This is a genomic window from Duganella sacchari, assembly GCF_900143065.1.
Classification (GTDB): domain Bacteria; phylum Pseudomonadota; class Gammaproteobacteria; order Burkholderiales; family Burkholderiaceae_D; genus Rugamonas; species Rugamonas sacchari.
Genome location: NZ_FRCX01000001.1, coordinates 733,390 through 757,970, shown reverse-complemented (window position 1 = coordinate 757,970; position 24,581 = coordinate 733,390). Strand labels below are relative to the sequence as shown.

The window sequence follows — 24,581 nt, the reverse complement described above, 5'->3', positions numbered from 1 at the left end:
TGGAAAATATTCCATGGCGGAAATAATAAGGGAGTAAGCAATGAGAACAGGTGGAATTGACAGCAGTCAGATCCAGGCCATGATCGCGCAGTTGAAAGCGCACGCCACAAAGCCCAGTCTGACGCCGCCGGTGATCCAGACCGAAGCGCCGGCCACGCCGAAGGCCGACTTTTCCGATGCCTTGAAGAAGTCGCTGGACGCGGTGAACGCCAGCCAGGTCGAGGCCGATACGCTGAACAAGAAATTTGCCATGGGCGACGACTCGGTCAGCCTGTCGGATGTGATGATTGCGCAGCAAAAAGCCAGCATCAACTTCCAGGGCACGATCCAGGTGCGCAACAAGCTGGTGTCGGCCTACCACGACATCATGAATATGCAGGTATAAAAAAGTTCGGGGTCAGTGCCGACATTCGGACATTTCGTTCGCGAAATGTCCGAATGTCGGCACTGACCCCGAACTTGTCTTAGCTGAGCCCGGCGATGCGGGCGTTGCGTTCGCGCTCCAGGCGTGTGATGAAGCGTTGCACGGCGGACAGTGCGCCGCGCGGAATGTTGACGAATTCGCAGCCCAGGCGGCGGTTGGTTTTGTTGTTCAGCAGCGTCAGGTCCAGCGAGTTGCGGACTTGCAGCGCGGTGGTGACCTGGCCGATTTCCGGCAAATCAATCCGGCAGTCCGCATAGTTCTTGCCGATGGCGTCGCCCAGGATCATTTTGTTGTCGAGGATGGCGATGCCGCCGCAGCTGATGTCGGCCAGCGGGAAGGTGGTCGGGCCGCCCAGTTCGGCTGGCAGCTGGATCTGTACGCGCACCGGGTTGGTGACCGGCGTGGCGATGCGGTAATACTCGCGGCGCTGCAAACGGATCAGCGTGGCAGGGAAGGGGATCTTGAACGCGGGATTGCCTTCAAACGTGGTTGCCTCGATCTGGTCGGCCGCAAACAGGATGCGTACCTTGTCCAGCGTGGTTTCAAACGACAGCCGGCGCGAGGCCAGGATGCGCTTGTTCTGCTCCTGGTCGATGGAACAGTCGAGGTAGACGATGTTGCTGGCGTCGTCCACTTCCAGGATCGAGGTCACGCACACATCCGCCTCGCCCTGGATCAGCATGCGTATCAACTGGTTTTTTTCGCCGATACCTCGCAACAGGGCAAAAATCTCCCGCCGTGATTCGACTTCAAAATCGTGCCAGTTTTCCAATTCCGCATCCTGAAAGTGTGGGTACATCTAAAGCCAATGAAGGTCAAATTTCGGTCAAGGGGATGCTGGTGTCCGGCGCCGGAGGTAACGGCGAACCAGATTTTTGCGCTGCTTCAATATGATATAGCCAGGCCAATAGTTCCGCAATTGTACGATAGAGTATCGGCGGAATTTGTTGGTCAAGATCAACTTCCATGAGCAGAGAAACAAGCTCCTTCGACTCGTGGATGGCCACGCCGGCCTCTTTGGCCACGTGGATGATCTGATCGGCGACCAGGCCGCGCCCCTTGGCCACGACCTTGGGCGCGGGTTTGCCGGTGTCGTAGGCCAGTGCGACGGCCTGCTGCATGGGCTTGCGTGGCGCCTCATCCGTCATGGTCGCTCTCCTGGCGGATGGTCAGCGAGGACAGCTGGGCGCCCGCCGCAGCCATGGCGTTCTCCAGCTGGCCGGCATAGGCGCGCAAGGTGGTGGCGCTGTTGTCGGTGTCGGTCTGGACCTGGATGTGGACCTGGTCGCCGATCAGCGTCACGGCGGCCGAGACGGCGCCCAGCGTCGGCAGGCGGAAACGCACGCCGCTGCGCCAGACCTGTTCCGGCTCGGCATCGCTGTCGCCGCCGCCCTGCTGGCCTTCGCGCTCGTCGCGCCGCACTTCCCACTGCATGTCCTGGCCCGGCCAGGCCTGGCCTTGCCACAGCACGCGATGTTGTTCCTGGGTGTGCAACTGCTGGTTGATCATCTGTGCGGCGCTGAGGTCGGGGCCGCTGGTGGCGGCGCGTGCAGCACTGTCATTGCCTTGCTGGAGCAGGCGCTGCATTTGCGGCTCGCGCATCAGGTCGGCCAGCGGACGCTCGCCCTTGGCCCATTCGGCCACATGCGATTCGTAGAACAGACCGCTTTTGGAGATGGTGTCGTGCAGTTTTTGCGCGAGTTCGGCGGTGTCCGGCGCGGCACTGCCAAACAGCGCGCTCTTGCCGATCAGCGCCACTTGCGCTGCCTGTCCGGCCTGCGCGGTGGTGCTGAGGATGGAGGTCAGCACGCGCGCGGCGTTGCTCAGTGTGGCTTGCGGCGTGTTGGGGCTGAGGTCGGGCAGTTCGTTGGCTGGCGTCAGCGGCGCTTTGCCCAGCAGTGTGGCGGCCAGGCTTTGCGGTTTGACGGCGTCGGCCGGCACGGCGGTGCCGGTGGCCAGTGCGGCGGCGGCCGATGCCTGTGCCTGGCCCGCTGGCGTCGCCAGCGCGGTCGCGGGATTCGGGGTGGCGGTGCCCGCACCAGCGGCGGGGCGGCCTGGCGTGGCCGGCGCGGCATCCGCCGCTTCACCACCTGCGGGCGCACCGGTCGGCAGGCCGGGGCGCGCATCGGTAGCGGGCGCTGGCGTGCCGCTGGCGCCGCCGGGCCGGGCCTGGCCGGGAATCGCTTCCCCTTCGGCCGCACCGTCCGTACCGGCGCCCGTGGCTGGCGTCCCCGGCTGCGCAGGCGTGCCGGGGGGGGCGCCGGTGGCGGGCTTGCCGCTGCCCGGCACGTACACGGCGCTGCCCTGAGACGGCAAGGTGGTGGCGTCGCCGCCCTCGGTGGCGCCGCCTTCGGTGTACAGCAGGGTCGGTGCGCTGCCCGGCGGCGTATTGCCGAGCTGGAAGGTGGGACGCGGCTGGGCGCTGAGCACGGTCAGCGGCACGTTGCTGCCCACTTGCGTATCGCCCGGCAGCATCATGCGTACGGCGTTGTCGGCCACCCGCACCAGATAGCTGCCATCCTTGAGTTTGGACAGTACTTCGGCCGGCACGGTCTGGCCGACCAGGTTTTGCAGCACGCGCTGCAGGGCCGCCTGGCGGCCATCGCCGATCGGCAGGCCGGCGCCAGCGCCATCAGCCGGATTGACCGGCGTGATGACTGCGGCGTCCAGGCGCGGCATCATGGCGCGCGCCTGCTTTAGACGCTACCGTAGGCGGTGACGATGCGCCGTTCAGTACCGGTGGCGTTGATCAGTTTGGACAGCTGGGCCATCCATGGCATGGTCAGGTCGCGGATCTGGCGATCGGCGTTCAGCATCTGACGGATGAGTTCAATCTTGCGCTCGCGGTCGGCGCCGCTCATGGTGTGCTGCGGTTCTTGCTCGCGCAGGGCTTGCACGTGGGCAGCGCAGCGCTGCTCCAGCAGGACCAGGGTATCCCAGTCGCTGTGGCTGGCGGCCTGCACCATTTGTTCGGTCAGGTCGGCCATCGCGGCGTACACGGATAAAACATCTTGAATCGTCATCATAAATCAGGCGCTCGCGAGGTTGTTGGTGGGGTTGACGCCGGTGGCGGCAGGGGTGTCGGCGATGGCGTTCCAGGCATCGCGCAACTCGATCAGCAAACGCTGCACTTCTTCAATGATCGTGGCATCGTTGTTGAGGTTGGCCGTGAGCAGGCGGCTGCTCATGTATTCGTACAGCGCATCGAGGCCTTCGGCGATTTCGCCGCCGGCTTTCTTGTCGAGCGCGGCGCGCAGGCCGCTGTCGATAATCATGATGGCCTTGGAGATCGATTTGCCCTTCTCGCCGATATTGCCACTGCGTAAACCGTTCAGTGCCGAACTCAGCGCCACCAGGGCGCCGTCAAACAGCATGACGATGAGCTTGTGGGGGCTGGCGGCAACGACGCCGGTTTCCATGCCGACTTTGGCATAGGCATTGACGCCAGTTTGTCGAGATCCGAACATACTTTATCTCCTAATAATGCGCTTGCGGTCAGGACTTGGCCAGGGCCGCAAATTGCTGCGTCAAGAATGACTGGGTGGTATTCATGCTGGCAATCGTGGTATCGAGTGCCGAGTACTGCTTGCGGTAACGCGCTTCGACATCGACCAGGCGGGCGCTGAACGCGTCGCGCTGCTTGGTGATGTCCTTGACGGAATTGTTCAAGCCGGTGGTGCGGCTGGCGATTGTGCCGCTGGTCCCGAGGAAGCCCGCGGCCAGCGTGTTGAGCTGGTAGGCGTAGCCTTGCGAGAAGCCAAAGCTGCCGCGCGAGCCGATACTGTCGCCGGTAATCGTGAGCTTGAGGCCATCAACCGGGGCGCCTGGCGAGCCGGTCAGTGTCTGGCCGTCGCCGGTGGCGGTGTAGCCGCCGATGGTGCCCGTCACGTCCACGCCATCCACCGAGGCGCCGCCGCCAAACACGGCCGATACCGCAGTGCCGGTGGCGCTGCTGACGTGGATGTTGGACTTGGAACCGTAGCGCGTCGAGGTCAGCGACAGCTTGCCATCATCGCCCACGGTGGCCGTCACGGTGGCGCCGGCGGTGGAGAATGCGCTCACGCCATTGACGGCCGATTGCAGCATGGTGGCCAGCTGGCTCGGGTTGTAGTTGCCGGCCGGCAGGGAAATCGAGGCGGTATTCGACAGCGTGGACGGCTTGGTGTCGTTCAGCGTCACGGTCCAGGTGGTATCGGGGTCGATGGTGGTTTCCGCTGGCAGCACCAGGTCGCCCGCGAGCGTGCCCTTGGTGGCCAGCTGGCTGATATCGACGTTGAAGTCGCCGGCCTGGGTTTTGCTGGTGGAGCTGACGAACTTGACATCGGGGTCAGTGCCACGGCCCACTGCCGCAAACAGGCCCGGTATGTCGTTGAACTTGGTGTTGATCGCATTTTGCAGCTTGCTGGTATCGAGCTGCAAAGTGCCGTCTTTTTGGAAGGAAATACCAAGCTGCGACAGATTGGTCAGCGAGGTGCCTTGCAGGCCGGTAATCGAACTCGACAGTTGGCGGCGGATCGACGATTGCAGATTGCGCAGCGTGGAATCACCCAGCAGCGGGCCGCCGGTCTTGGTATCAGCGTTGTAGCCACCGAGCTGGGTGATCTGGCCATTCAGGTCGTTATATGCCTTGACGAAGCCGTTCACCGCGCTGGTCAGCGAAGTGCTGTCGGTGGCCACGCTCAGCGAGGTCGCACCCGCCTTGAGGGCGCTGATGGTGACACCCGGAATCGCGCCGCTGATGCCGGCGCTGGGGCTGGTCACCGCAATGCCGTTGACGGTGGCCTTGGTGTCGGCTGCCGCGGCTTTTTGCGACAGGCTTTGGGTGCCGCCCGGATCATAGCCCAGCAGGGCCGACAGTGCCGGGTCCGCCGGATTGCCGCCGGTGCCCGACAGCGTGATTTTCATGGTCGAGGTGGCGCCGGTGGCGCTCGAGGTCAGGATCAGGTGGTTTGGGGTCGCGTTGGTGCCGGTGCTGCCGTCCGAAACAATGCTGGCGGTGACGCCGAAATTGCCTTTGTTGATCGCGGCCACGATGCCCTGCAGGGTATTGTTGGAGCTGTCGATCACGATGTTGCCGCTGGTGCGGCTGGAGTCGGCTGCAAAGCTGGCGTCCAGATAGGCGCCGCCGGTGCCGGCCGTGAGTCCGGCGCCGGCCGGATTGGTGCCGCCCACGGTGATCGGGCTGCCGTCGGCTGAAATCAGCGAGATCGAGCCGATGGCGGTGGTGTTGGAGCCGATGTTGGCGGTGCCGCTGTTGCCGATGCCGCCGTTGACGGCGCCCGTGACGGTTTCGGTGATGGCGATGTTGTTGCCGTCGGCATTCTTGAATTGCAGGTCGCCGCCGGCCACCGTACCGGACACCGTGATGTTGGCGTCCGCCAGCGCACGCTTGACAGCGGTGTCGCCGGTCAGCGCCGCATCCAGCGAGGCGGCGCTGACGCCGCTGCCGCCGGCCACGCCGGTTTGCTGGATGGCAATTTCCACGCCGCCCACCGACAGGCTGTAGGTGCCGCCGCCGCTGGTGTCCACATTGCCAAAGGTCGAGGCGCCGCCGCTGCCAAACAGGGTGGCGCTGGTGGCGGTGGTCGCGGCCTTGGCCGAGACGCCGGTGGTGGTGCTTTTGGCGTTGATGGCGTCCGCCAGCAGGCGTGCGCTGCGCGTGCTGCCGTCGGTGGCGATGGCCGTATTGTTGATCGACAGCGAACCCGGGGTCAGGCCGCTGGTGTTGAGGCTGGCGCCAAGCTGGGTGCCCGTGATGCCGAAAGTGCCGCCGCTGACCGTGCCGAGCGCGAAGTTAATCGTGGTCTTGGCGCCCAGGCCGATTGCGGCCGTGGTGCTCTTGTAACCGTTGGAAGCCAGCGTTTGCGCCTGGGCCACCTGGGTGACGTTGATGCGATAGTTGCCTGGCAAGGCGTCGCCGCCTGCCGTGGCGGTCAGGATGGAGGCGTCGCCAGGCGTGGCGGTGCGGGTCTGGAAACTAGACAGCGAGGTCAGGCCGGACAGCGAGGACTGGAAGCTGCCCAGGGCGCCGGACAGATTGCCAAAAGCGGAGACTTGCGCCAGATAGCTCGCCGACTTCTTGTCGAAGTCCGCCAGTGGGGCCGACTCCACTGCCATCAGCTTGCTGACGATGCTGTCGACCGGAATGTTTGAGCCGATACCGGGAGATGAGATGCCCACTTTGTGCTCCTGTGTAAAACAATAATATAAGACAATATCGGCAGAATCAAACCGGACTTGAGAGGGGATAAAACCCGCCAGTTCGCGCAAAGCTGAAAAAAACGGCAGTGCTTAACAAGTTGATATTGCAACGTTGATACTGCGCAGTAATCGGCAGCAAGGTGGCGGCGATGGAGGAGGGGACGCCTGGCGTCAGGATGCCATAGATGAGGAAAAGGCGGCGCGCGGCGGGCGCGCGCCGGCTTCAGGCGGTTTGCTGGATCAGCAGACCGGTATTGCTGGACTTGCTTTCAAGGGCCTTGGCGATTTCCAGCGCTTCTGGCGTGGGAATCTGACGCAGCACTTCCTTGGTGCTCTGGTCGATTACTTTCACCACGGTACGCTTGGTGTCGTTGTCGACCGAGAACTCCAGACCTTGCGACTTGGCCTGGGACGACTTGTTCAGTTGCGACACGGCTTCGTTGACCTGGTCCAGCGTCGGGACGGCCGTGCTGGCCTTGACAGCGTTGGCAGTCTCGACGGCGGTGGCCGGCGCGCGCGCTGCGCCCTGCGCTACTGCAGCGTCAGAGCTGACCGGGCTGCGGTCGGCGGTGCGGGCCGTGGTGGCCGAGCCTATGGTATCGATAGTCATGATGCTTCCTTTACGAAAAATCCCCGACTGATGAAATCAGCCGGGGAACCTGGTCAGAGCGATGTATTCCGAATCAGCTCATCCCCGGATTTTAACCACGCAGCAGCGACAGTACGCCGTTCGGCAGCGAGTTGGCTTGCGCCAGCATCGCGGTACCCGCTTGTTGCAGAATCTGGCCACGGGTCAGATTGGCCGTTTCCGCCGCGAAGTCGGTATCTTGAATCCGGCTACGCGAAGCCGACAAGTTCTCGGTCGTGGTGTTCAGATTCGAGATGGTCGAAGCAAAACGGTTCTGAATCGCACCCAGTGCAGCACGGTTGCTGTTGATCTGGTTCAGTGCAGCGTCGATGGTCTTCAGTGCAGCATTCGAGCCAGCCACGGTGCTCACGTCCAGCTTGGCAACCGATTGCAGCTGGCTGGCGGTGGTCGCAGCAGCTGCACCGGCGCCAACCGCGATGATGCTGTTATCGGTCAGCGTGGAGCTGGCCGAGAAACCGCCGTCCGACGAGAACTCAAGGTGGCCGCCAATGATGATGTTCGATGCCGCGCCGTCATACTGCACGGTGCCGGTCGCATCCACCTTGTCGCCACCGGTGCCGCCGCCGCCGAAGGTCTGATCGGTGGCCAGTACGGCAGGCTTCGAACCTTGTGCTGGCTGATCCGCACCGCGAATCTTGGCGCCGTTCAGTTTGTCGTCTGCAGCGGTGTTGGTGTTCTGGATGTTGATGTCATCGCCATTGCTGTTGACCAGAGCGATTTCCTTGCCCGTGCCAGCCGCGTTGGTCTTGATGGTAGCGCTGACGCCCGTGGTGCCCGATTGCGCATTGATGGCCTGTGCCAGTGCCGACAGATCGCCGCCCTTGACCTGGGCCGAGACGGTCACTGCTTTCGATTGCGAATCGTTGGCGATCGAGTTATTGCCACGCAGCGTGAACTGGTAGGAACCATCTTGCAGGTTCGACAGGGTTGCACTGGTGGTGGCCGATGCCGTCACGCCGCTGCTGCCGCTCTGGCCATTGACTGCCGCAGCAATCTTTTTGGCGCTGTCGCCGTCGCTCACCTGCACGCTGGTGCTGACGCCGGAACCCGAGTTGAAGGTCAGGGTCTGGGCCTTGACGTTGTTGGCGTTGGTGGCTGCGCCGCCGCCGAAGGAAGCGGCTTCGGACACGGCACCAGTGCCGTAGGCGGAGGTGGCGGTGTTGTTGCCGATGTCAGTCGCTTTGGCCGAGCCGACGCCGATGTTGATGGTCTGGCCCGAGTTGGCGCCGACCTGGAACTGGGCCGAGGTCAGCGAGCCGTCCAGCACGTTCTGGCCGTTGAACTGGGTGGTGTTTGCCACGCGGTCCAGCTCTTGTGACAGTGCGCCTACCTCGTTCTGGATCGATTTGCGGTCGGAATCGGAGTTGGTGCCGTTGGCCGATTGCACGGCCAGTTCGCGGATACGCTGCAGCAGGTCGCCGGCGGTGCTCAAGCCACCCTCGGCCGTTTGCGCCAGCGAGATACCGTCGTTGGCGTTACGCGCAGCCGTCGTATTGCCGCGAATCTGCGACGTAAAACGCTCCGAAATCGCCAGGCCAGCAGCGTCGTCCTTGGCGCTGTTGATGCGCAGGCCCGAGGACAGGCGTTGCAGCGAAGTCTGCAGGCTGGATTGCGAGGAGGTCAGGTTACGTTGCGAGTTCAGCGATGCAATATTACTGTTGATGACTTGTGCCATGATGTTTCTCCAAACTGGTATTTCATTGTGGGCGGGTTGCCTCAGTTCCCCTTGGTCTGTCCCTGTGCTGCCAAGACAATCAAACCGCAGTTATTCTCGGTAACGGGTTCCCATGTGGAAAGTTTAGGGAGAAAAAGCCGGAAAATTTTTCGCTGCAGGGCTAAAGTTCGCTCTGCATGAGCGTCTAAACGACGGTAAAAAAAGAAACTTTAGGGCAAAAAAAAATTTATTTCGTGCAAAAAAAATGCCCGGCGCGAGGCCGGGCACGGGGTGGTGGGTGGGAAAACGGCTCAGTCGGCCACCACCACGCGGTTTTTGCCGGTCTGTTTGGCCGTGTACATGGCCTTGTCGGCACGCTTGACCAGCTCGGTCTGCTCTTCGTTGGGGCGGCGCAGGGCCACGCCGGCCGAGAAAGTGATCAGCACCTTCTCGTTATCGTGCATGAAGAAATGCTTGGTCAGCTCGCGCTGCAAACGGGTCATGGTGCTGGCGGCCGCTTCCACCGTGGTTTCCGGCATCAGGATCAGGAATTCCTCGCCGCCGAAGCGGGCGATCACATCCATCGAGCGTAGCGTGTCCTTGACGATCTTGACCAGGTGCTTGAGCGCGGCGTCGCCGGCGATGTGGCCGTAGGTGTCGTTGAGCTTTTTGAAATCGTCCAGGTCCAGCACGGCAATGCACAGCGGCGTGCCGCGGCGGTCGGCGCGCGCGGTTTCGCGTTCGAACACATCGTCCAGGCCGCGGCGGTTGAGACTGCCCGTCAGCTGGTCTTCGCGCACCAGCTCGCTCAGGTGCTGCAGCTTGGCTTCCAGCGTGTGGATGCGCGCCTCGGCGTCCTGCACTTCTTGTTTGGCCAGCATCATCTTGTCGCGTGCCTTGAGCGCTTCGCTCTGGACGATGCGGGTTTCCTTGAGCACTTCGTCGAGGATGCTGTTGAGCTCGGCGATATTGTCGGCGCGGCTGATCTTTTCCGAATAGCCGCCGATCTTCTCGTGGAAGTCCCCCGTCGAGGCCGCCACCTGGCCCAGACGGTCGATAAAGGTCATCATCATGTTCTTGACGGTGAGCTTGACGTCCGCCAGGCTGTGCTTGAGCTGGCCCTGCTTGTAGATGACTTCCTTGAGGCTGCGTGTGGCTTCTTCCAGCGCGCGCACGTCCAGCGGGCCGGCGATGAGGTTTTGCACGGCGTCGATCTGGCCGCGCAGCCAGCTGTCATCGTCCAGCAGCTCGCTGACGTTTTCCAGCAGCAGCTTGAACAGGCGCAGCAGCAGTTCCTGCTGTTCACCGCTGTCGCCGCCGCGTAGTTCGATCTGGTAGCACAGCTGTTTGAGGCGCACCGCAATTTCCGCCAGCGCTTCCTCGCTGTGGGCCAGCTTGGTGGCGGCGCCCAGCGATTCGGCTTCCGCCGCCAGGACCGGCGCGCCGGCCAGCAGCGAGGCCACGGCAAAGGTCAGGGTGCGGCTCAGCAGGTCGCGCAGGCTGCGCGCCTGCTCGCTCTCTTCGCCGGCCAGTCCGGCCACTTCAATGCCTTTCTTGGCCGCGATAAAGTGCTTTTCCACCAGTTGCGACAAAGCACGCGCATAACTGTCCCAGTCGCGCGACTTGACGGCGCGGTTGAAGCGGCGGCCAAACTCGGCCAGGTCGCCGGTGTTTTCCGTGAGCTTGGTGGCAAACTGGCTCAACACCGATTCCGGACCGGGGTCGGCACTGCCCAGCGGCGCGGCAGGCGTGGCGGAGGCAGGTGCTGTGGCGGCGGGCTCGGGCGGCAGGCCGGCAATTTCGTTATAGATGTCGCGGTAAGCTTCCGGCGTCGGCGCAATGCGGCGCACTGCCAGGCGACGAAACGCCTCGCGCGCGATGTCGGCCGGATTCTGCTCGGGAGTAGGTGGTTTGCTGGACATAGTGACGCGCGGACCTCTTAATGGATTACCAATTACGGCAATGATAAGCGCGCTGTCCGCCCGGCAATGCTTTGATCAGGGACGGGAAGGTGGCTTTCATCCAAGTATTGCTATCTTACCCTCGCTTATTCAATGAGTTGGTTTTTAATCGCGTAGTGGGTCAGCTCGGCGCTGTTTTTCAGCTTCATTTTAACCAAAAGACGGGCCCGGTACTCGCTGACCGTCTTCACCGACAGCGACAGCTCCTTGGCAATCATGCCCACGGTTTTGCCGGAGGCAATCATGGTCAGGGTCTGGTATTCGCGGTCGGACAGGGTTTCGTGCAGCGGCGCCTCATGGTCATCGTTGACGTGGTTGGCCAGCTCCTGCGCGAGCGCCGCGCTGATGTACTTGAGGCCGCTGGCGACCTGGCGGATGGCGTTGACCAGCTCCTTGGGCGCGCTCTGCTTGGTCAGATAGCCGGCCGCCCCCGCCTTGAGCGAACGGATGGCGTACTGGTCCTCGCGGTGCATGGACAGCATCAGCACCGCCAGTTCCGGCTTTTCCTTCTTGATCTGTTTGAGGACCTCGATGCCGCTGCGGTCCGGCAGCGAAATATCGAGCAGCATCACCTGGCATTCGGACTTGCGGAACAGCTTGATGGCGTCCAGCCCGTTCTCGGCCTCGCCGGCAACCACAATGTCGCGCGTCTCGGCCAGGATTTGCTTCAAGCCTTCCCGCACGATGGCGTGGTCGTCGGCAATGAAGACCTTGATGGTGGCTTTTTCTGTCATGAATCGTTATACCCTGTTGTGTCCCGCTTGTGTGCGATAAGACACATTATTTCGTGGTGGAAATGTTTTCTTCCGCTATTGTAGCGCCAGCGGCCGCTGCAATGAGGTTGTCGCGCGCGGTATCGCGTTTAATTTTGATCGACACCACGGTGCCGCCGCCGTTCGCGTGGCTTAGCGTCAACGTGCCGCCCAGCGCGCGTGCGCGTTCCGCCATGCCGCGCAGGCCGAAGGAGTCAGCCTTGGTGCGGTCGGCCTGGCGGATGCCGCGGCCGTTGTCAGCGATTTTCAGGCTCACATGGTGGCGCAGCCGCGCCAGCTTGACCGTCACCTTGCTGGCGTGCGCGTGTTTGGCGATATTGGTCAGCGCCTCCTGGGCGATGCGGAACAGCGCGGTGGCCTGGTCGTTGTCCAGCCCGATGTCGCGCTGGTTGGCGCTGAAGCTGGTGTGGATGCCGGTCTGCTTGTCGAACTCCTTGACCTGCCATTCCAGCGCCGCCACCAGGCCCAGGTCCAGCAGGGCCGGGCGCAGGTCGAGCGAGATGCGGTGCACCGCGTCAATCGTGCGGTCGACCAGGGCATCGACGTAGTCGGTTTTTTCGCGCAGCACGGGATCGGCGCCGTCCAGCCGCGCGGCCAGCATGGCGACGGCCATCTTGATGGCGGTCAGGTTGCCGCCCAGCTCGTCATGGATTTCACGCGCAATGCGGGTGCGCTCCTGTTCCTTGACGCGGTCGGTATGCGCGCTCAGCTCGGCCAGGCGCGCGCGCGAGTGGCGTACTTCGAGCTGCTCTATCTTGCTTTCGGTGATGTTGGTCATGATGCCGTCCCAGCGCACCGCGCCGGCCGGCAGCGCGTGCGGTGTGCAGCGCAGGTTGATCCACTTGACGTCTTTCCAGGCATCGACCCAGATCCGGCCTTCCCAGTTCCAGCTCCACAGCGCAGTGGCAGAGGCGTGCATGGCATCCAGATAGGACGCGCGGTCGTCTTCCAGGATCAGCGCCAGAAAGCGCCCGGGATGGGCGTGCAGCTCGGCCGCCGTCAGGCCCAGCAGCGCCTGGCAGCCGTCGCTGAGGTAGGGAAAGCTGACCTGGCCATCGCCATGCAGGATGAACTGGTACACCAGACCCGGCGTATTGGAGACGATGGCGGCAAAACGCGCGCGGACTTGTTCCAGTTCGGCCACCAGGGCCTGGCTGTCGTTGGGATGTGGGGAAGCTGCGCTCATGTAGCCATTTTATCTTGTGTGCCGGAAGCGCTTCAACAGCCGGCGGAAGCGCGCGACCCAGCTGCGCGGTCGGGGCACCGCGTGCTGGCGCCAGTGGCGCAATGCCTTACGCAGCGCATCGACCTTGCGCCACGCGCGGGTGGCGCGCAAACGCGCGATCCAGCGTTCTTTCAAGGCCAGGAACCAGGCCAGCAGCGCGGCAAACCAGACGATGGTCAGCAGCACCGGCCGCGTCAGCAGATACAGCCGGGCGACGGCCGCCGCGCCGCCCAGCTTGGCCAGCACGATCACGGTCAGCCCCAGCACGGGGTGGCCGTGCGCCATCGCCCACAGCGCCAGCAGCTTGACGGGAAACAGCAGCGTGGCGGGCAGCACGAACAGCACCAGCGCCGCTTTCGGACCCAGACCGCAGATCCAGGCCTCAAGCCGGTGTAGCGGCGGCCATTGCGCCAGCCGGTTCATGATGCTGGCGCCGATATTCCACAACCAGTCTTCCAGTAACAGCAGCAGCGCGGCCAGATAAACCAGCGGCGCCAGCAGCCAGCGTTGGAGGCGATAGAGTAATCTCATGCTTGTTCCTTTGACAGCATGATACGTGAAAGCCGTTACAATAGCCTGTATGAATAAAGCATTTGTCAAAGAATCGGACGGCGATGATGATGACGAAGCCGCAGCACTGGCTTTGGCGATCCCGGCCGGCTCCAAGAATTACATCCGCCCGGAAGGCTACCAACGCATCAAGGATGAGCTGCTGCAGCTGATCGATGTCGACCGTCCCGAGGTGGTAAGGATCGTGCACTGGGCCGCTTCCAATGGCGACCGCTCGGAAAACGGCGACTACATCTACGGCAAGCGCCGCCTGCGCGAGATCGACCGCCGCATCCGCTTCCTGACCAAGCGCATGGATTCAGCGGCCATCGTTGATCCCAGCGCGCACTATGGCAGCGACCAGGTATTCTTCGGCGCCACCGTCACGTACAGCAATCAGCATGGCGAAGAACGCACCATCACCATCGTCGGTATTGATGAGCTGGACCCGCTGAACGGTAAGATCAGCTGGGTGGCGCCGGTGGCGCGGGCGCTGACCAAGGCGCGCGAAGGCGACACCATCACCTTCCAGGCGCCAAATGGCGTGGAAGAGCTGGACATCCTTGAGGTCCGTTATCCTGCGCCGGTAGCCGATTGAGTGGTATCAGCGAGTAGCTTCCCAAGTTTGCTGGCGTAGCAAAAACACTTGGGAGAGACGCCATGACCCGTCATGTACGTGTTGATGAGTAATCACGTGCATTTGCTGATGAGTGTGGACGATGCGCAGACAGAGGCGTATTTGCTGACTTGTCAGCAATAGCGGGATATTGGGGGATAAAGAGTTTGTCGCGGCCCATCAACGTCCTACCCCGCAATCTTAAGCGATACGCATGATTTATCACTTAGGGGGCAGACCCCGCGTGGCAGTGCGGGGTCAGCTGCGCTCGCGCAGGATGCGGTTGACGCCGGCCACGCGGCGCACGTTGCGCAGCAGGCCGGCCAGGTGTACGCGGTCCTTGACCTGCACCGTGAAGCGCAGCTGGTGCAGCACGTGTTCCTTGTCCTCGTCCATGCCGACGTAGGTGATGTTGGCGTCCGATTCGCCGATCTCCGCCGCCACGCGCGCAAGGATGCCTTTCTCGTTGTTGATCAGCAGCTTGATGCGGCTGTCGAAACGGCGGTTCAGCTCCGTGCCCCATTTGACGGCGATCCAGCGGTCCGGCTCCTTGGCCTTCTGGCGCTTGGCCAGGGTGCAGTCGGCGGTATGCACCAGCAGGCCCTGGTCGCGGCGCAGCTGGCCGATGATGGAGTCGCCCGGTATCGGCAGGCAGCACGGCGCCAGCTGCACCGATACGCCTTCGCTGCCGCAGATGGTGACCGGGTCCAGTTCCGATGCGCTGTTGTGGTCCACCGGTGCGCTGACCGATTCGCCACCGCGCAGGCCAAAGATATGGCGTGCCACCAGCGCCGCCATGCGCTTGCCGACGCCGATGTCGGCGTACAGTTCGTCCAGCGACTTGGCGCTCGACTCCTTGAGCAGGCGCTCGATCAGATGGTCTTCCAGCTCCGGGCTGATGCCCAGCGAGGTCAGCGCCTGCGACAGCAGCTGCGCGCCCAGCGCGATCGACTCGGGCAGGTTGATCGTCCGCAGGTGGTGGCGGATCGCCGACCGCGCCTTGCCGGTGCGGACGAACGACAGCCAGCTCGGGCTCGGGCGCGATTCCGTGTCCGTCACGATCTCGACGATGTCGCCATTGCGCAGCTCGGTGCGCAGCGACGCCGGCTCGTTGTTGATGGTGACCGATACCGTGTGATCGCCAATGCCGGTGTGGATCGCATACGCAAAGTCAATCGGCGTGGCGCCGCGCGGCAGCGCGATGATTTTCGATTTGGGCGTGAACACGTACACCGAATCTGGGAACAGGTCGACCTTGACGTGTTCGAGGAATTCGGCCGAGTCGCCGGTCTGCTGCTGGATGTCGAGCAGCGATTGCAGCCAGGCGTGGGTACGCTGCTGCAGGTCCGACATATTGGCGTCGCCGTTCTTGTACAGCCAGTGCGCCGCCACGCCCGATTCGGCGGTGCGGTGCATTTCCTGGGTGCGGATCTGGAACTCCACCGGCGTGCCGTACGGGCCAATCAGCGTGGTGTGCAGCGACTGGTAGCCGTTGAGCTTGCGGATTGCGATGTAGTCCTTGAACTTGCCCGGCATCGGCTTGTACAGCGAGTGCAGGGTGCCCAGCGCCACGTAGCAGTTGGGGAAGCTGTCAACCACCACGCGGAAGCCATACACGTCCAGCACCTGCGAGAACGACAGGTGCTTGCTGCGCATCTTCTTGTAGATGCCGAACAGGGTCTTTTCGCGGCCGTAGACTTCGGCCTCGATATTGGCCATGGTCAGCGTGTTCTTGACCGATTCCAGGATCTTCTTGACCACTTCGCGGCGGTTGCCGCGCGCCGCCTTGACCGCCTTGGCCAGCGTGCGGTAGCGCAGCGGGAACAGGTGCGAGAACGACAGGTCCTGCAGTTCGCGGTAGATGTTGTTCAGGCCGAGGCGGTGCGCAATCGGCACATACACTTCCATGGTCTCCTTGGAGATGCGCGCCTTTTTGGCGGGCGCCATCACGTCCATGGTCCGCATATTGTGCAGGCGGTCGGCCAGCTTGATCAGGATGACGCGCACGTCCGAGGCCATGGCCAGCAGCATCTTGCGGAAGTTTTCCGCCTGCGCTTCGATCTGGCTCTGGAACTCGATTTTCTCCAGCTTGGACAAGCCGTCCACCAGATTGGCCACGGGCGCGCCAAAGCGCTCGATGAGCTCTTCCTTCTTGACGTCCTGGTCTTCCATCACATCGTGCAGCAGCGCGGCCATGATGGCTTGCGCATCGAGCTTCCAGTCGGCGCAGATTTCCGCGACCGCGATCGGGTGTGAGATGTAAGGCTCGCCGGATTTACGCAATTGGCCGAGGTGCATTTCGTCCGAGAAGCGATACGCTTCCTTGACCTTTTTGAGGTCGGCGGCGTTCATGTACTCAGCCAGTTTTTCAGTCAGATGGGACACCGACGCAACACCGGCCGTCAGGGCAGGAGGCGTGGCCAGGGGCGACGAGGAGATCACAGAAGGTGCAGGGGGAGAGGCTGGTGGTGCGAGTGCGTTGGCGGTGCTATCCCCTGCATCATGACCAGACATGGCCGCGGCCGACGCTTTGGTCGGCCGTTTCGCCCGGGCGGGCTTGGCACTTAATGTCGGATCTGCAGGGATCAGATTCATACGGTTGCGTTCCGTCACGATGGGAATGTCCAATACTACTGCTAAACCGCATCATTCACATTGTTCGGGAACGCGGTCCCAACTTACATTGGGACTTTCTTCAACATTTCCAGACCGACTTTGCCGGCGGCGATTTCACGCAGGGCGACCACGGTCGGCTTGTCCTTGGCTTCCACTTTCGGGGTGTGGCCTTGCAGCAGCTGGCGTGCGCGGTAGGTCGCGGCCAGGGTCAGCTGGAAACGGTTAGGGACGTTTTTCAGACAATCTTCAATCGTAATGCGGGCCATCTATAACTCCTAAAAATCTTGTGTATTTATTTATTCAGCGTGGATGCCCAGCTGGGCAAAGAGCGAGGTGTTGCGTGCCGCTTGTTGCGCAAACCGGCAACGGGCTGCTCGGACGATCGCCGTCAGTTCCGACAGCGCTACGTCGAATTCTTCGTTGATAATAGCATACTCGAACTCGGGGGCGTGGGCGATTTCGCCGCCCGCCGCCAGCAGGCGTTTGGTGATCACGTGCGGCTCGTCGGTGGCGCGTTTGTACAGGCGTTCTTCCAGCGCGGCGATCGATGGCGGCAGGATGAAAATGCCGGCCGCCTGCGGGAACAGTTTCTTGACCTGGCGCGCGCCTTGCCAGTCGATTTCCAGCAGCACGTCGGTGCCGGTTTTCATCTGTTCTTCCACCATCAGGCGCGAAGTGCCGTAGTAATTGCCGTGCACTTCAGCCCACTCCAGGAATTCACCGTTCTTGGTGCGCGCGATGAAGTCGTCGGCGGTGGTGAAGTAGTATTCCTTGCCGTGGGTTTCGCCCGGACGCGGCGCGCGGGTGGTGGTGGAAATCGACAGCTTGATGGTCGGTTCCTTGGCCAGCAGCGCGTTGACCAGCGTGGACTTGCCGGCGCCAGACGGTGCGGCGACGACAAACAGGCTGCCCGAGAATGCGTTGGTTGAGCTCATGTTGATCTTTCAAAAACGTCAGCGGGCGACTTTTCCGTCGCCCAAAGATGTATTTTACCAAGAGCAACGGCGAGAGTTCAATTTACAGGAGGGAGAGGAAATGCTGCGCTGCGGCGGGCGCGCGTTCCTTGGCGCCGTTGATGAAGTAAACGTAGACCTGGCCGGACTTCGCCTGCGCCTGCCAGTGCGTGGCCTGGGTGGCCCATTTCTTCAATGCCGGCTTGGTGTAGCCGGTGCCGATGCCGCTTTGTGCGTCCATCAGGCGGGCGTAGGCAAACTCGCCGGTCAGCTCGGTAAAGTTGGGGAATTTGGGCGAGTCGGTGAGCACGGTCGCGATCTTGTATTTGCGCGCCAGCTTGAAATAGTCCTCGTTGAGGAAGCTGTCGTGGCGCGCGTCCAGCACGTGCTGCAGCTTGCGTTTGCCTAGCTTGGCAGGCAGCAGCTTGAAGAAGGCTTCGAGGTCGTCGGGATCGAACTGCTTGGTGTTGGCCAGCTGCCACAGGATGGGGCCAAGTTTGTCGCCGAGTTCCGTGAGGCCGCTGTCCATGAATCGCTGGATCGATTCGCCCGCTTCGGCCAGCACCTTGCGGTTGGTGGCGTAGCGCGTGGCCTTGACGGAGAAGACGAAATCGTCAGGCGTTTTCCCGGCCCAGCTGGCGAAATGTTCGGGCTTGGCGGTGCGGTAGAAGGTGCCGTTGATTTCAATGCTGGTGACTTGCGTGCTGGCGTATTCAAGCTGCTTCTTGATCGGCACATCTTTCGGATAGAAGGTCTCGCGCCACGGAGCGAAGTCCCAACCGCCGATGCCAGCCCTGATCTGCGCCATCTTCCGTCTCCTGATAGTATCGAGGTTTAAGTCTACACCGGGATATACCATGAAAGACCTGATCGTCGTCGCCACCATTACCGCCAAGGATGGCAACGCAGTACTGGTGCGCGAGGCGCTGGAGAAGATTGTGCCCCTGAGCCGCGCGGAAGCGGGCTGCATCCGCTACGACCTGCATGTGGACCTGGGCAACCACGCCAGCTTCGTCATGCTCGAAGCCTGGCGCGACGCCGCCGCGCTGGCCGAACATGAAGCCGCGCCGCACTTCCAGGAGCTGGTCAAGACCATCGGCGGCAAAGCTGATGTGCAGATCGTCAAGCTGAACCAGGTGTTGTAACTAGTCTGGCGAGAAGGCCTTGGCGGCGGCCAGGGTGTCAAGGGCTTCGCGCAGCAGCTGGATTTTGCCGTCTTTGGCGACCAGCCGCCCGGCGTAGGTTTGTTTGTAGAGCTTGCCGGTGGAGGGCACTTCAACCTCGACACTGTATTCGCCAAAAGCCTGGTCGCCGGTTTCAATGAATAGCTGCACGTCCTTGAAACGGAAGTCCGGCACTTTCTTCAGCAGGCCGCCGATAAACGCCTCGATGGCGGCCGGGCCGACCGCGCGGACGTTGGCGCCCAGTGTCGGCAGTTCCAGTACGCCGTCATCGGCAAACAGCGCCGCTGCAGCGGCAGGGTCCTGGATGTTGTCCAGATAGGCGTTGAGTAATTGGCTGGCGTTTTTCATGATGTTTCGCTTTCAGTGGAAGTTGGTATGGCTCCACTGTAGCGCTACATCATTGTTGGATAAATCCGCTAACGCCGAATGCTTTGTGCATATGGGTGAATAATCCGGGCGTTAAAAAAGGAGCCGGAGCTCCTTGGATTTATTCCAGGTTTTGCACCTGTTCGCGCATCTGCTCGATCAGCAGCTTGAGCTCCATCGAGGCATCGGCCAGTTCCTTGACCGAGGCTTTCGCGCCCAGCGTGTTGGCTTCGCGGTTCAGTTCCTGCATCATGAAGTCCAGGCGTTTGCCGACCTGGCCGCCTTTTTTCAGGATGTGACGGGTTTCGGTCAGGTGCGCCGACAGGCGGCCCAGCTCTTCGGCGACGTCGATACGGATGCCGTACAAGATCACTTCCTGGCGAATGCGCTCCAGCGCATCCTGGCGCGACAGCGCCGAATTCGACCCCTGGCAAGCCAGACCCAAGGCATCCTGCATGCGTTCCACCGCCTTCTGCTGGAACGCCGCCACCACTTGCGGAATCAGCGGCGTAATGCGCTTGACAATGGCTTCCATCGCCTCGATGCGCGAAATCAGCATGGCTTCCAGCGCCGCGCCTTCACGCTGGCGGCTCTGCACAAACGCTTCAATCGTGCGGCCGGCGAGGATGGCGACGTCCGCCTGCAGCGACTCCTGGCCGATCTGCGCCTCTTCAATCACACCCGGCCAGCGCAGCAGCTCAGCAACTGACATCGTTTGCACGCCCGGGAACAAGCCGCCGACTTCGCCCTGCAAGCGTTGTAATTCGGTCAAAAGCGGCAGATTCAGCGCCTGCGTGCCCGTTGTCGCGGCCTTGCGGCCGAAGCTCAGGCGCAGTTCGACCTTGCCACGGGTGATGGCGCCCATGATCGCTGAGCGTAAATCGGGTTCAAGCGCACGCAAATCGTCGTTTATTCGGAACTGTAAGTCCAAAAACCGCGAGTTCACACTCTTGATTTCAATAGTCAGTGTTCCCGCCGCACTTTCACTGGTGGCGACCGCGTAGCCCGTCATGCTGGAAATGCTCAATGGATATCCCCGATTTAATCTTTACAAAACAGTGATTTATCCACACAATCCGGTTGTTGAGGCGAGGAACCTTATGGCTGCACAAAACAACGCCCCCTTACCAGATGGTCTGGAAATTGCTGGATATCGCATTGTAAAGAAAATTGCGTCCGGTGGGTTCAGTATTGTTTACCTTGCGTACGATACTGACGGTGTCGCTGTCGCAATCAAGGAGTATTTGCCTAGTTCTTTGGCACTTCGGCAGGAGGGCGAGCTGGTTCCGTCGGTCTCCAAAGCCAATCTTGCCGTGTTCCGCATCGGCTTGAAGTGCTTTTTTGAGGAGGGCCGGGCGCTGGCCCGCATCTCCCACCCCAATGTGGTCAGCGTGCTCAATTTCTTCCGCGCGCACGAAACGGTTTATATGGTTATGGCCTACGAATCCGGCCACTCGCTGCAGGAGCACATCCAGCGGCAGCGCGGCAAGGGCGTTAAAGTAGGCGAACTTTTTATCCGCACCATTTTTACCCAGGTGGTCAAAGGCCTGCGCGAAGTCCACGCCAACAAGCTGCTGCACCTGGACCTGAAACCCGCCAATATCTATCTGCGCACCGACGGCACGCCCATGCTGCTGGACTTTGGTGCGGCGCGTCAAACCGTCAACACAGATATGCCGACGCTGACGCCGATGTACACGCCCGGCTTTGCGCCGCCCGAGCTGTACGCCAAGACCGGCATGGGACCGTGGACCGATATCTACAGCATCGGCGCGTCGATCTTTGCCTGCATGGTCGGTTCGCCGCCACAGCCGGCCGACCAGCGCAAGACCGAAGACAAAATGGCCAGCCATTTCGACAAGCTGGAAGGCCAGTATTCGCCGGCGCTGGTCAAGCTGGTGCGCTGGTGTCTGGAGGTCGAACCGCTGGATCGTCCTCAAAGCCTGTTCGCGGTGCAGAAGGCGCTGCAGGAAAAGGAGCCCGCAGCCGCACCGGCGCCGCCACCGGCCACCATGCTAGACCGGTTGCGCGGTCTGCTGGGGCGCCTGGGCGGCAGCAGTACAGCGCGGGCCAAGGCCGGTCCGGATACCCTGATCTGATTCCGCTTCGATAAGGACGTCGCCATGCAATTCTCCGTGTACCAGGAAAGTCACATCGGCGGCCGCAAGGTGAATCAGGACCGCATGGGCTACAGCTTCACGCGCGACGCGCTGCTGCTGGTGCTGGCCGACGGCATGGGCGGGCATTTGCGCGGCGAGGTGGCCGCCACGGTGGCGCTGCAAACCATCTCCACGCTGTTCCAGCAACAGGCGCAGCCCTATGTGAAAAAGCCGCAGCGCTTTCTGGAAGAGGCGTTTCAGGCCGCGCACCGCGACATCCACCAGTACCGCCACACGCACGAGTTGCCGGAGACGCCGCGCACCACCATCGTCGCCTGCCTGGTCCAGCACAATACTGCGACCTGGGCGCATTGCGGCGACTCGCGCCTGTACTGGATGCGCAGTGGTCAGATCCTTGCCCGCACGCGCGATCACTCGCATGTGGAAAACCTGATCGCCAAAGGCCTGGCGCTGCCGTCCGAACGCGCCACGCACCCGGACCGCAACAAGCTGTGGAACTGTCTCGGCGCCGACACGCCACCGCGCATCGAGGTAGGCGGTGGCGCCGGTCTGCTGCCGGGCGATCTGGTGCTGTTGTGTTCCGACGGTTTGTGGTCTATGCTGCCGGACGATGAGCTGGTGGCCCGCATGCACGCGCACACCGTGGTGCGCGCCGTGCCGGATGTACTGCAAGCCGCGCTGCGCGCTGCGGGCGATGCCAGCGACAATGTCACCGCGCTGGCCATCATGTGGCAGGGCAGTTCGGTGGTGGATGGCATGGACGACCCGGTAACGGCGACGGTGATTTCTACCGAGGCGCTGCCGGAAGGCCTGCACAGCACCACCATCCGCGACACGCCCGCGCCCGAAGCAGCATCGGCCGAAGCCGACGCCTTCGATGACGACGAAATAGAAAAAGCCATCGCGGAGATTCGCGGTGCGATCGAAAAATCTTCCCAAATCCTCAAATAAGGAAAACTGTATGACCGTTGTAACCCGCCCTAGCGGCCGCGCCGTCGATGCGCTGCGCACCCTGCGCATGACCCGTGACTACACCAAACACGCCGAAGGTTCGGTGCTGATCGAATGCGGCGACACCAAGGTGATTTGCACCGCCAGCATCGAAGAGAAAGTGCCAGGCTTCCTGAAAGGGAAAGGCCAGGGCTGGCTGACCGCCGAATACGGCATGCTGCCACGCTCGACCCACAGCCGCATGGACCGCGAAGCGGCCAAGGGCAAACAGTCCGGCCGCACACAAGAAATCCAGCGCCTGATCGGCCGCTCGCTGCGTGCGGCGTTCGACCTGGAAGCGTTTGGCGAACGTACGCTGCACCTGGACTGCGACGTGATCCAGGCCGATGGCGGCACCCGTACCGCATCGATCACCGGCGCCATGGTGGCGGCGTATGACGCGTTCTCCAAGCTGGTCGCGCGCGGCGCCATTCCTGCGATCCCGCTCAAGCATTTTGTCGCTGCGATTTCGGTCGGTGTGTATCAAGGCACGCCAGTGCTGGATCTGGACTACATCGAAGACTCGGGCTGCGATACCGACATGAACGTGGTGATGACCGATGCCGGCCACTTCATCGAAGTGCAGGGCACGGCGGAAGGCGCGGCCTTCGACCGTGAAGGCATGAACCGTCTGCTGGACCTGGCGCAGGCCGGTATTGCGGATCTCGTCAAACTGCAGAAGCAGACCCTGGGCCTGTAAGGCTTTCCAGCAGCCGCCAGCCTTCGGGCCAATCGCCCAAGCCGCTGGCGGCGTTGATGTGGCCTCGCTTGCCGATACGGTATAAACGGCTGCCCCAGGCTTGTGCGCAGCGCTGTGCGTAGTCAGCCTTGGCGTACGGATCATCGTCGCTGGCGACGATCAGCGAGGGGAAGGGCAGGCGCTGTGTTGGTAGCGGCGCGAATCCCCGGGCGGCGCCAGGGAAGACCGGGCCATCAGGGTCAGGCACTGCAACCAGCAGCGCACCGGCAATCCCGTTTGTGTCTGTAGCCGCGCCGCCGGTGACGCGACTGTGCGCCCAATGCGCGACGGCCAGGCATCCCAGGCTATGCGCGACAATCAGCGTTTGCGGGCCGCTGGCCTGCACCGCACGTTCAATTGCCGCGACCCAGTCGTCGCATTCCGGCGCATCCCAGCTTGCCGGCGCGATGCGGGTAATGTCCGCGTATTTTTCCTGCCAGCGCGTTTGCCAATGCTCCGCTCCCGAATTGCCGATTCCCGGCACGATCAATACAGACATGCACACTCCTTGGTGGTTGACCGCATCCAGTATGCCCGTTAATCTGCCCGCCATCCCATGGTGAAGCCGATGAATTGTGCGCGTGGCGGTGGCGGCCATGCATCAGCTGGAAGCCTGATTCATGCGCTCCTTGAGGAAGTCGATAAACACCGACGTCTTCAACGCCAGAAACTCACGCGCGGGATACACCGCGTAGGTTGCCGGGCCTTGCGGCAGCGGGCAATCGGCCAGCACCTGCACCAGCGAACCTTCCGCCAGCTCCTTGCGCGCCAGCGCGACGGGCACGCGCAATATGCCTGCTCCCGCCACGGCCGCGCCGACCAGCGAGCCGCCGTCATTGATCTGCAAAGGGCCATCGACACGCACGGCGTAGATGTTTTCCTTGCCGACGAAAGTCCATTCATCGAATACCCGGCCGCCATTCGTGTAGAGCAGGCAGGCGTGATCGCGCAAGTCTTCCGGGGTCTGCGGCGTACCGGCGCGGGCGAGATAGCTGGGCGCGGCGACGATGACGCTGCGGTTCTCGGCCAGCTTGCGTGCGACCAGCGAGGAGTCGACCAGACTGGAAGTGCGTATCGCCACATCGATCTGTTCATCGATGAGGTCCACGATGCGGTCTTCCAGTTGCAGCGAAATCTTCACTTCCGGGTAGCGCTGCGCAAACTCCGCCAGCAACGGTACCAGCGGCCGCCGCGCGGCGATGGAGCTGGAGACGCGCAGCAGGCCGCGCACCTGTTGCTGGTGCTGGTCGGTCAGCTGTTCGATATTGCCCAATGCCCGCTCGATCTGGCGGGCCTGTTGCAGCACCTGGTCGCCTATCTCGGTCAGCGCCAGCTTGCGCGTGGAGCGTTGAATCAGCCGCGCGCCCAGTTCCTCTTCCAGCCTGGCCAGCTGGCGCGAAACCACGGATTTGCCGATGCGGAGCTGGGCCGCCGCCGCGCTGATGCTGCCGACTTTGATGATGGTGGCGAAAATCGCCAGACGCTGTGGATTTAGCATAAATTGTCCCTGTCTGGTCAACAATGTATCGCCTCATTGATGACTAATCAAGCGCCGGAGTGC

General features: G+C 62.3%; 26 protein-coding genes. 6 read left to right on the top strand and 20 right to left on the bottom strand.

Going from position 1 to position 24,581, the window contains the following annotated elements:
* The first annotated feature begins 40 nt into the window (after window positions 1–40).
* Window positions 41–385, top strand: a complete 345-nt coding sequence (gene fliE, locus BUA36_RS03570) for a flagellar hook-basal body complex protein FliE (protein WP_072781379.1) — start codon at window positions 41–43, stop codon at window positions 383–385.
* A 79-nt stretch (window positions 386–464) separates the two neighbouring features.
* On the opposite strand, the gene BUA36_RS03565 is transcribed toward fliE, so the two are convergent.
* The 12 genes from BUA36_RS03565 to BUA36_RS03510 form a co-directional block, all read right to left on the bottom strand.
* A complete protein-coding gene (locus BUA36_RS03565; RefSeq protein ID WP_072781377.1) occupies window positions 465–1,223 on the bottom strand; it encodes a flagellar brake protein in 759 nt (252 codons plus the stop codon).
* Between the two features lie 16 nt (window positions 1,224–1,239).
* Complete coding sequence (locus tag BUA36_RS03560) at window positions 1,240–1,572, bottom strand: EscU/YscU/HrcU family type III secretion system export apparatus switch protein (protein WP_072781376.1); 333 nt, start codon at window positions 1,570–1,572, stop codon at window positions 1,240–1,242.
* Entirely contained in the window at window positions 1,562–3,106 is a 1,545-nt protein-coding gene (gene fliK / locus BUA36_RS03555) for a flagellar hook-length control protein FliK (protein WP_072781374.1), read from the bottom strand. The genes BUA36_RS03560 and fliK overlap by 11 nt, the downstream gene beginning before the upstream one ends.
* 14 nt (window positions 3,107–3,120) lie before the next feature.
* Complete coding sequence (locus BUA36_RS03550) at window positions 3,121–3,450, bottom strand: flagellar protein FliT (protein WP_072781372.1); 330 nt, start codon at window positions 3,448–3,450, stop codon at window positions 3,121–3,123.
* A 3-nt stretch (window positions 3,451–3,453) separates the two neighbouring features.
* Window positions 3,454–3,891, bottom strand: a complete 438-nt coding sequence (gene fliS, locus BUA36_RS03545; protein WP_072781370.1) for a flagellar export chaperone FliS — start codon at window positions 3,889–3,891, stop codon at window positions 3,454–3,456.
* A gap of 28 nt (window positions 3,892–3,919) precedes the next feature.
* Window positions 3,920–6,604 (bottom strand): flagellar filament capping protein FliD, encoded by a 2,685-nt coding sequence (gene fliD, locus BUA36_RS03540; RefSeq protein ID WP_072781368.1) that lies wholly within the window; start codon window positions 6,602–6,604, stop codon window positions 3,920–3,922.
* A gap of 244 nt (window positions 6,605–6,848) precedes the next feature.
* Window positions 6,849–7,235: a flagellar protein FlaG gene (locus tag BUA36_RS03535; RefSeq protein ID WP_072781366.1), complete on the bottom strand. Its 387-nt coding sequence runs from the start codon at window positions 7,233–7,235 to the stop codon at window positions 6,849–6,851.
* Between the two features lie 91 nt (window positions 7,236–7,326).
* Window positions 7,327–8,949 carry a flagellin N-terminal helical domain-containing protein gene (locus BUA36_RS03530; protein ID WP_072781364.1) on the bottom strand — a complete coding sequence of 541 codons (1,623 nt, stop codon included), beginning with the start codon at window positions 8,947–8,949 and terminating at the stop codon, window positions 7,327–7,329.
* 290 nt (window positions 8,950–9,239) lie between these two features.
* Entirely contained in the window at window positions 9,240–10,850 is a 1,611-nt protein-coding gene (locus BUA36_RS03525; RefSeq protein ID WP_072781363.1) for a GGDEF domain-containing protein, read from the bottom strand.
* 125 nt (window positions 10,851–10,975) lie between these two features.
* Window positions 10,976–11,623 (bottom strand): response regulator, encoded by a 648-nt coding sequence (locus BUA36_RS03520; protein ID WP_072781361.1) that lies wholly within the window; start codon window positions 11,621–11,623, stop codon window positions 10,976–10,978.
* 46 nt (window positions 11,624–11,669) lie between these two features.
* Window positions 11,670–12,848: a sensor histidine kinase gene (locus BUA36_RS03515; RefSeq protein WP_072781360.1), complete on the bottom strand. Its 1,179-nt coding sequence runs from the start codon at window positions 12,846–12,848 to the stop codon at window positions 11,670–11,672.
* A gap of 9 nt (window positions 12,849–12,857) precedes the next feature.
* A complete protein-coding gene (locus tag BUA36_RS03510; protein ID WP_072781358.1) occupies window positions 12,858–13,418 on the bottom strand; it encodes a hypothetical protein in 561 nt (186 codons plus the stop codon).
* Between the two features lie 49 nt (window positions 13,419–13,467).
* Between BUA36_RS03510 and greB the strand changes: the two genes are divergently transcribed.
* Window positions 13,468–14,034: a transcription elongation factor GreB gene (gene greB, locus BUA36_RS03505; protein ID WP_072781356.1), complete on the top strand. Its 567-nt coding sequence runs from the start codon at window positions 13,468–13,470 to the stop codon at window positions 14,032–14,034.
* A 276-nt stretch (window positions 14,035–14,310) separates the two neighbouring features.
* Here the strand turns inward: greB and BUA36_RS03500 are convergent, their stop codons facing one another.
* From BUA36_RS03500 to BUA36_RS03485, 4 genes are all read right to left on the bottom strand, one after another.
* Window positions 14,311–16,647, bottom strand: coding sequence for a RelA/SpoT family protein (locus tag BUA36_RS03500; protein ID WP_072781573.1), 2,337 nt, complete (start codon window positions 16,645–16,647; stop codon window positions 14,311–14,313).
* 83 nt (window positions 16,648–16,730) lie between these two features.
* Complete coding sequence (gene rpoZ / locus BUA36_RS03495; protein ID WP_005665923.1) at window positions 16,731–16,934, bottom strand: DNA-directed RNA polymerase subunit omega; 204 nt, start codon at window positions 16,932–16,934, stop codon at window positions 16,731–16,733.
* 30 nt (window positions 16,935–16,964) lie between these two features.
* Window positions 16,965–17,603: a guanylate kinase gene (gene gmk / locus BUA36_RS03490; protein WP_072781354.1), complete on the bottom strand. Its 639-nt coding sequence runs from the start codon at window positions 17,601–17,603 to the stop codon at window positions 16,965–16,967.
* A gap of 82 nt (window positions 17,604–17,685) precedes the next feature.
* Entirely contained in the window at window positions 17,686–18,429 is a 744-nt protein-coding gene (locus BUA36_RS03485; protein WP_072781353.1) for a DUF72 domain-containing protein, read from the bottom strand.
* A 49-nt stretch (window positions 18,430–18,478) separates the two neighbouring features.
* On the opposite strand from BUA36_RS03485, the gene BUA36_RS03480 reads away from it, so the two are divergent.
* The gene (locus BUA36_RS03480; protein ID WP_072781351.1) at window positions 18,479–18,766 is read left to right on the top strand and encodes a putative quinol monooxygenase; all 288 of its coding nucleotides are present in this window, start codon (window positions 18,479–18,481) and stop codon (window positions 18,764–18,766) included.
* Here BUA36_RS03480 and BUA36_RS03475 read toward each other — a convergent pair whose 3' ends face one another.
* The gene (locus tag BUA36_RS03475; protein ID WP_072781349.1) at window positions 18,767–19,153 is read right to left on the bottom strand and encodes a nuclear transport factor 2 family protein; all 387 of its coding nucleotides are present in this window, start codon (window positions 19,151–19,153) and stop codon (window positions 18,767–18,769) included.
* Window positions 19,154–19,292: 139 nt separating this feature from the next.
* Window positions 19,293–20,183, bottom strand: coding sequence for a YicC/YloC family endoribonuclease (locus BUA36_RS03470; RefSeq protein ID WP_072781348.1), 891 nt, complete (start codon window positions 20,181–20,183; stop codon window positions 19,293–19,295).
* A gap of 88 nt (window positions 20,184–20,271) precedes the next feature.
* Here BUA36_RS03470 and BUA36_RS03465 point away from each other — a divergent pair, with 88 nt between their 5' ends.
* From BUA36_RS03465 to rph, 3 genes are read left to right on the top strand one after another with little or no spacing between them, the layout of a single operon-like run.
* The gene (locus BUA36_RS03465) at window positions 20,272–21,270 is read left to right on the top strand and encodes a serine/threonine protein kinase (RefSeq protein ID WP_072781346.1); all 999 of its coding nucleotides are present in this window, start codon (window positions 20,272–20,274) and stop codon (window positions 21,268–21,270) included.
* 24 nt (window positions 21,271–21,294) lie between these two features.
* Complete coding sequence (locus BUA36_RS03460) at window positions 21,295–22,242, top strand: PP2C family protein-serine/threonine phosphatase (protein ID WP_072781344.1); 948 nt, start codon at window positions 21,295–21,297, stop codon at window positions 22,240–22,242.
* A gap of 10 nt (window positions 22,243–22,252) precedes the next feature.
* Window positions 22,253–22,981 carry a ribonuclease PH gene (gene rph / locus BUA36_RS03455; protein WP_072781343.1) on the top strand — a complete coding sequence of 243 codons (729 nt, stop codon included), beginning with the start codon at window positions 22,253–22,255 and terminating at the stop codon, window positions 22,979–22,981.
* Here the strand turns inward: rph and BUA36_RS03450 are convergent.
* Together BUA36_RS03450 and BUA36_RS03445 are read right to left on the bottom strand one after the other, a co-directional pair.
* Window positions 22,950–23,519 (bottom strand): RBBP9/YdeN family alpha/beta hydrolase, encoded by a 570-nt coding sequence (locus BUA36_RS03450; protein ID WP_072781341.1) that lies wholly within the window; start codon window positions 23,517–23,519, stop codon window positions 22,950–22,952. The two genes, rph and BUA36_RS03450, sit on opposite strands and share 32 nt — an antisense overlap.
* Before the next feature lie 102 nt (window positions 23,520–23,621).
* On the bottom strand, window positions 23,622–24,518 hold the full coding sequence (locus tag BUA36_RS03445) for a LysR family transcriptional regulator (protein ID WP_072781339.1): 897 nt from the start codon (window positions 24,516–24,518) through the stop codon (window positions 23,622–23,624).
* Window positions 24,519–24,581: the final 63 nt, after the last annotated feature.

What these genes read in the sequence shown, in the direction of transcription:
- fliE (WP_072781379.1), top strand. Translation starts at nt 41, where the DNA reads ATGAGAACAGGTGGAATTGACAGCAGTCAGATCCAGGCCATGATCGCG.
- BUA36_RS03565 (WP_072781377.1), bottom strand. Translation starts at nt 1,223, where the DNA reads ATGTACCCACACTTTCAGGATGCGGAATTGGAAAACTGGCACGATTTT.
- BUA36_RS03560 (WP_072781376.1), bottom strand. Translation starts at nt 1,572, where the DNA reads ATGACGGATGAGGCGCCACGCAAGCCCATGCAGCAGGCCGTCGCACTG.
- fliK (WP_072781374.1), bottom strand. Translation starts at nt 3,106, where the DNA reads ATGATGCCGCGCCTGGACGCCGCAGTCATCACGCCGGTCAATCCGGCT.
- BUA36_RS03550 (WP_072781372.1), bottom strand. Translation starts at nt 3,450, where the DNA reads ATGATGACGATTCAAGATGTTTTATCCGTGTACGCCGCGATGGCCGAC.
- fliS (WP_072781370.1), bottom strand. Translation starts at nt 3,891, where the DNA reads ATGTTCGGATCTCGACAAACTGGCGTCAATGCCTATGCCAAAGTCGGC.
- BUA36_RS03535 (WP_072781366.1), bottom strand. Translation starts at nt 7,235, where the DNA reads ATGACTATCGATACCATAGGCTCGGCCACCACGGCCCGCACCGCCGAC.
- BUA36_RS03530 (WP_072781364.1), bottom strand. Translation starts at nt 8,949, where the DNA reads ATGGCACAAGTCATCAACAGTAATATTGCATCGCTGAACTCGCAACGT.
- BUA36_RS03525 (WP_072781363.1), bottom strand. Translation starts at nt 10,850, where the DNA reads ATGTCCAGCAAACCACCTACTCCCGAGCAGAATCCGGCCGACATCGCG.
- BUA36_RS03520 (WP_072781361.1), bottom strand. Translation starts at nt 11,623, where the DNA reads ATGACAGAAAAAGCCACCATCAAGGTCTTCATTGCCGACGACCACGCC.
- BUA36_RS03515 (WP_072781360.1), bottom strand. Translation starts at nt 12,848, where the DNA reads ATGAGCGCAGCTTCCCCACATCCCAACGACAGCCAGGCCCTGGTGGCC.
- BUA36_RS03510 (WP_072781358.1), bottom strand. Translation starts at nt 13,418, where the DNA reads ATGAGATTACTCTATCGCCTCCAACGCTGGCTGCTGGCGCCGCTGGTT.
- greB (WP_072781356.1), top strand. Translation starts at nt 13,468, where the DNA reads ATGAATAAAGCATTTGTCAAAGAATCGGACGGCGATGATGATGACGAA.
- BUA36_RS03500 (WP_072781573.1), bottom strand. Translation starts at nt 16,647, where the DNA reads ATGAATCTGATCCCTGCAGATCCGACATTAAGTGCCAAGCCCGCCCGG.
- rpoZ (WP_005665923.1), bottom strand. Translation starts at nt 16,934, where the DNA reads ATGGCCCGCATTACGATTGAAGATTGTCTGAAAAACGTCCCTAACCGT.
- gmk (WP_072781354.1), bottom strand. Translation starts at nt 17,603, where the DNA reads ATGAGCTCAACCAACGCATTCTCGGGCAGCCTGTTTGTCGTCGCCGCA.
- BUA36_RS03485 (WP_072781353.1), bottom strand. Translation starts at nt 18,429, where the DNA reads ATGGCGCAGATCAGGGCTGGCATCGGCGGTTGGGACTTCGCTCCGTGG.
- BUA36_RS03480 (WP_072781351.1), top strand. Translation starts at nt 18,479, where the DNA reads ATGAAAGACCTGATCGTCGTCGCCACCATTACCGCCAAGGATGGCAAC.
- BUA36_RS03475 (WP_072781349.1), bottom strand. Translation starts at nt 19,153, where the DNA reads ATGAAAAACGCCAGCCAATTACTCAACGCCTATCTGGACAACATCCAG.
- BUA36_RS03470 (WP_072781348.1), bottom strand. Translation starts at nt 20,183, where the DNA reads ATGACGGGCTACGCGGTCGCCACCAGTGAAAGTGCGGCGGGAACACTG.
- BUA36_RS03465 (WP_072781346.1), top strand. Translation starts at nt 20,272, where the DNA reads ATGGCTGCACAAAACAACGCCCCCTTACCAGATGGTCTGGAAATTGCT.
- BUA36_RS03460 (WP_072781344.1), top strand. Translation starts at nt 21,295, where the DNA reads ATGCAATTCTCCGTGTACCAGGAAAGTCACATCGGCGGCCGCAAGGTG.
- rph (WP_072781343.1), top strand. Translation starts at nt 22,253, where the DNA reads ATGACCGTTGTAACCCGCCCTAGCGGCCGCGCCGTCGATGCGCTGCGC.
- BUA36_RS03450 (WP_072781341.1), bottom strand. Translation starts at nt 23,519, where the DNA reads ATGTCTGTATTGATCGTGCCGGGAATCGGCAATTCGGGAGCGGAGCAT.
- BUA36_RS03445 (WP_072781339.1), bottom strand. Translation starts at nt 24,518, where the DNA reads ATGCTAAATCCACAGCGTCTGGCGATTTTCGCCACCATCATCAAAGTC.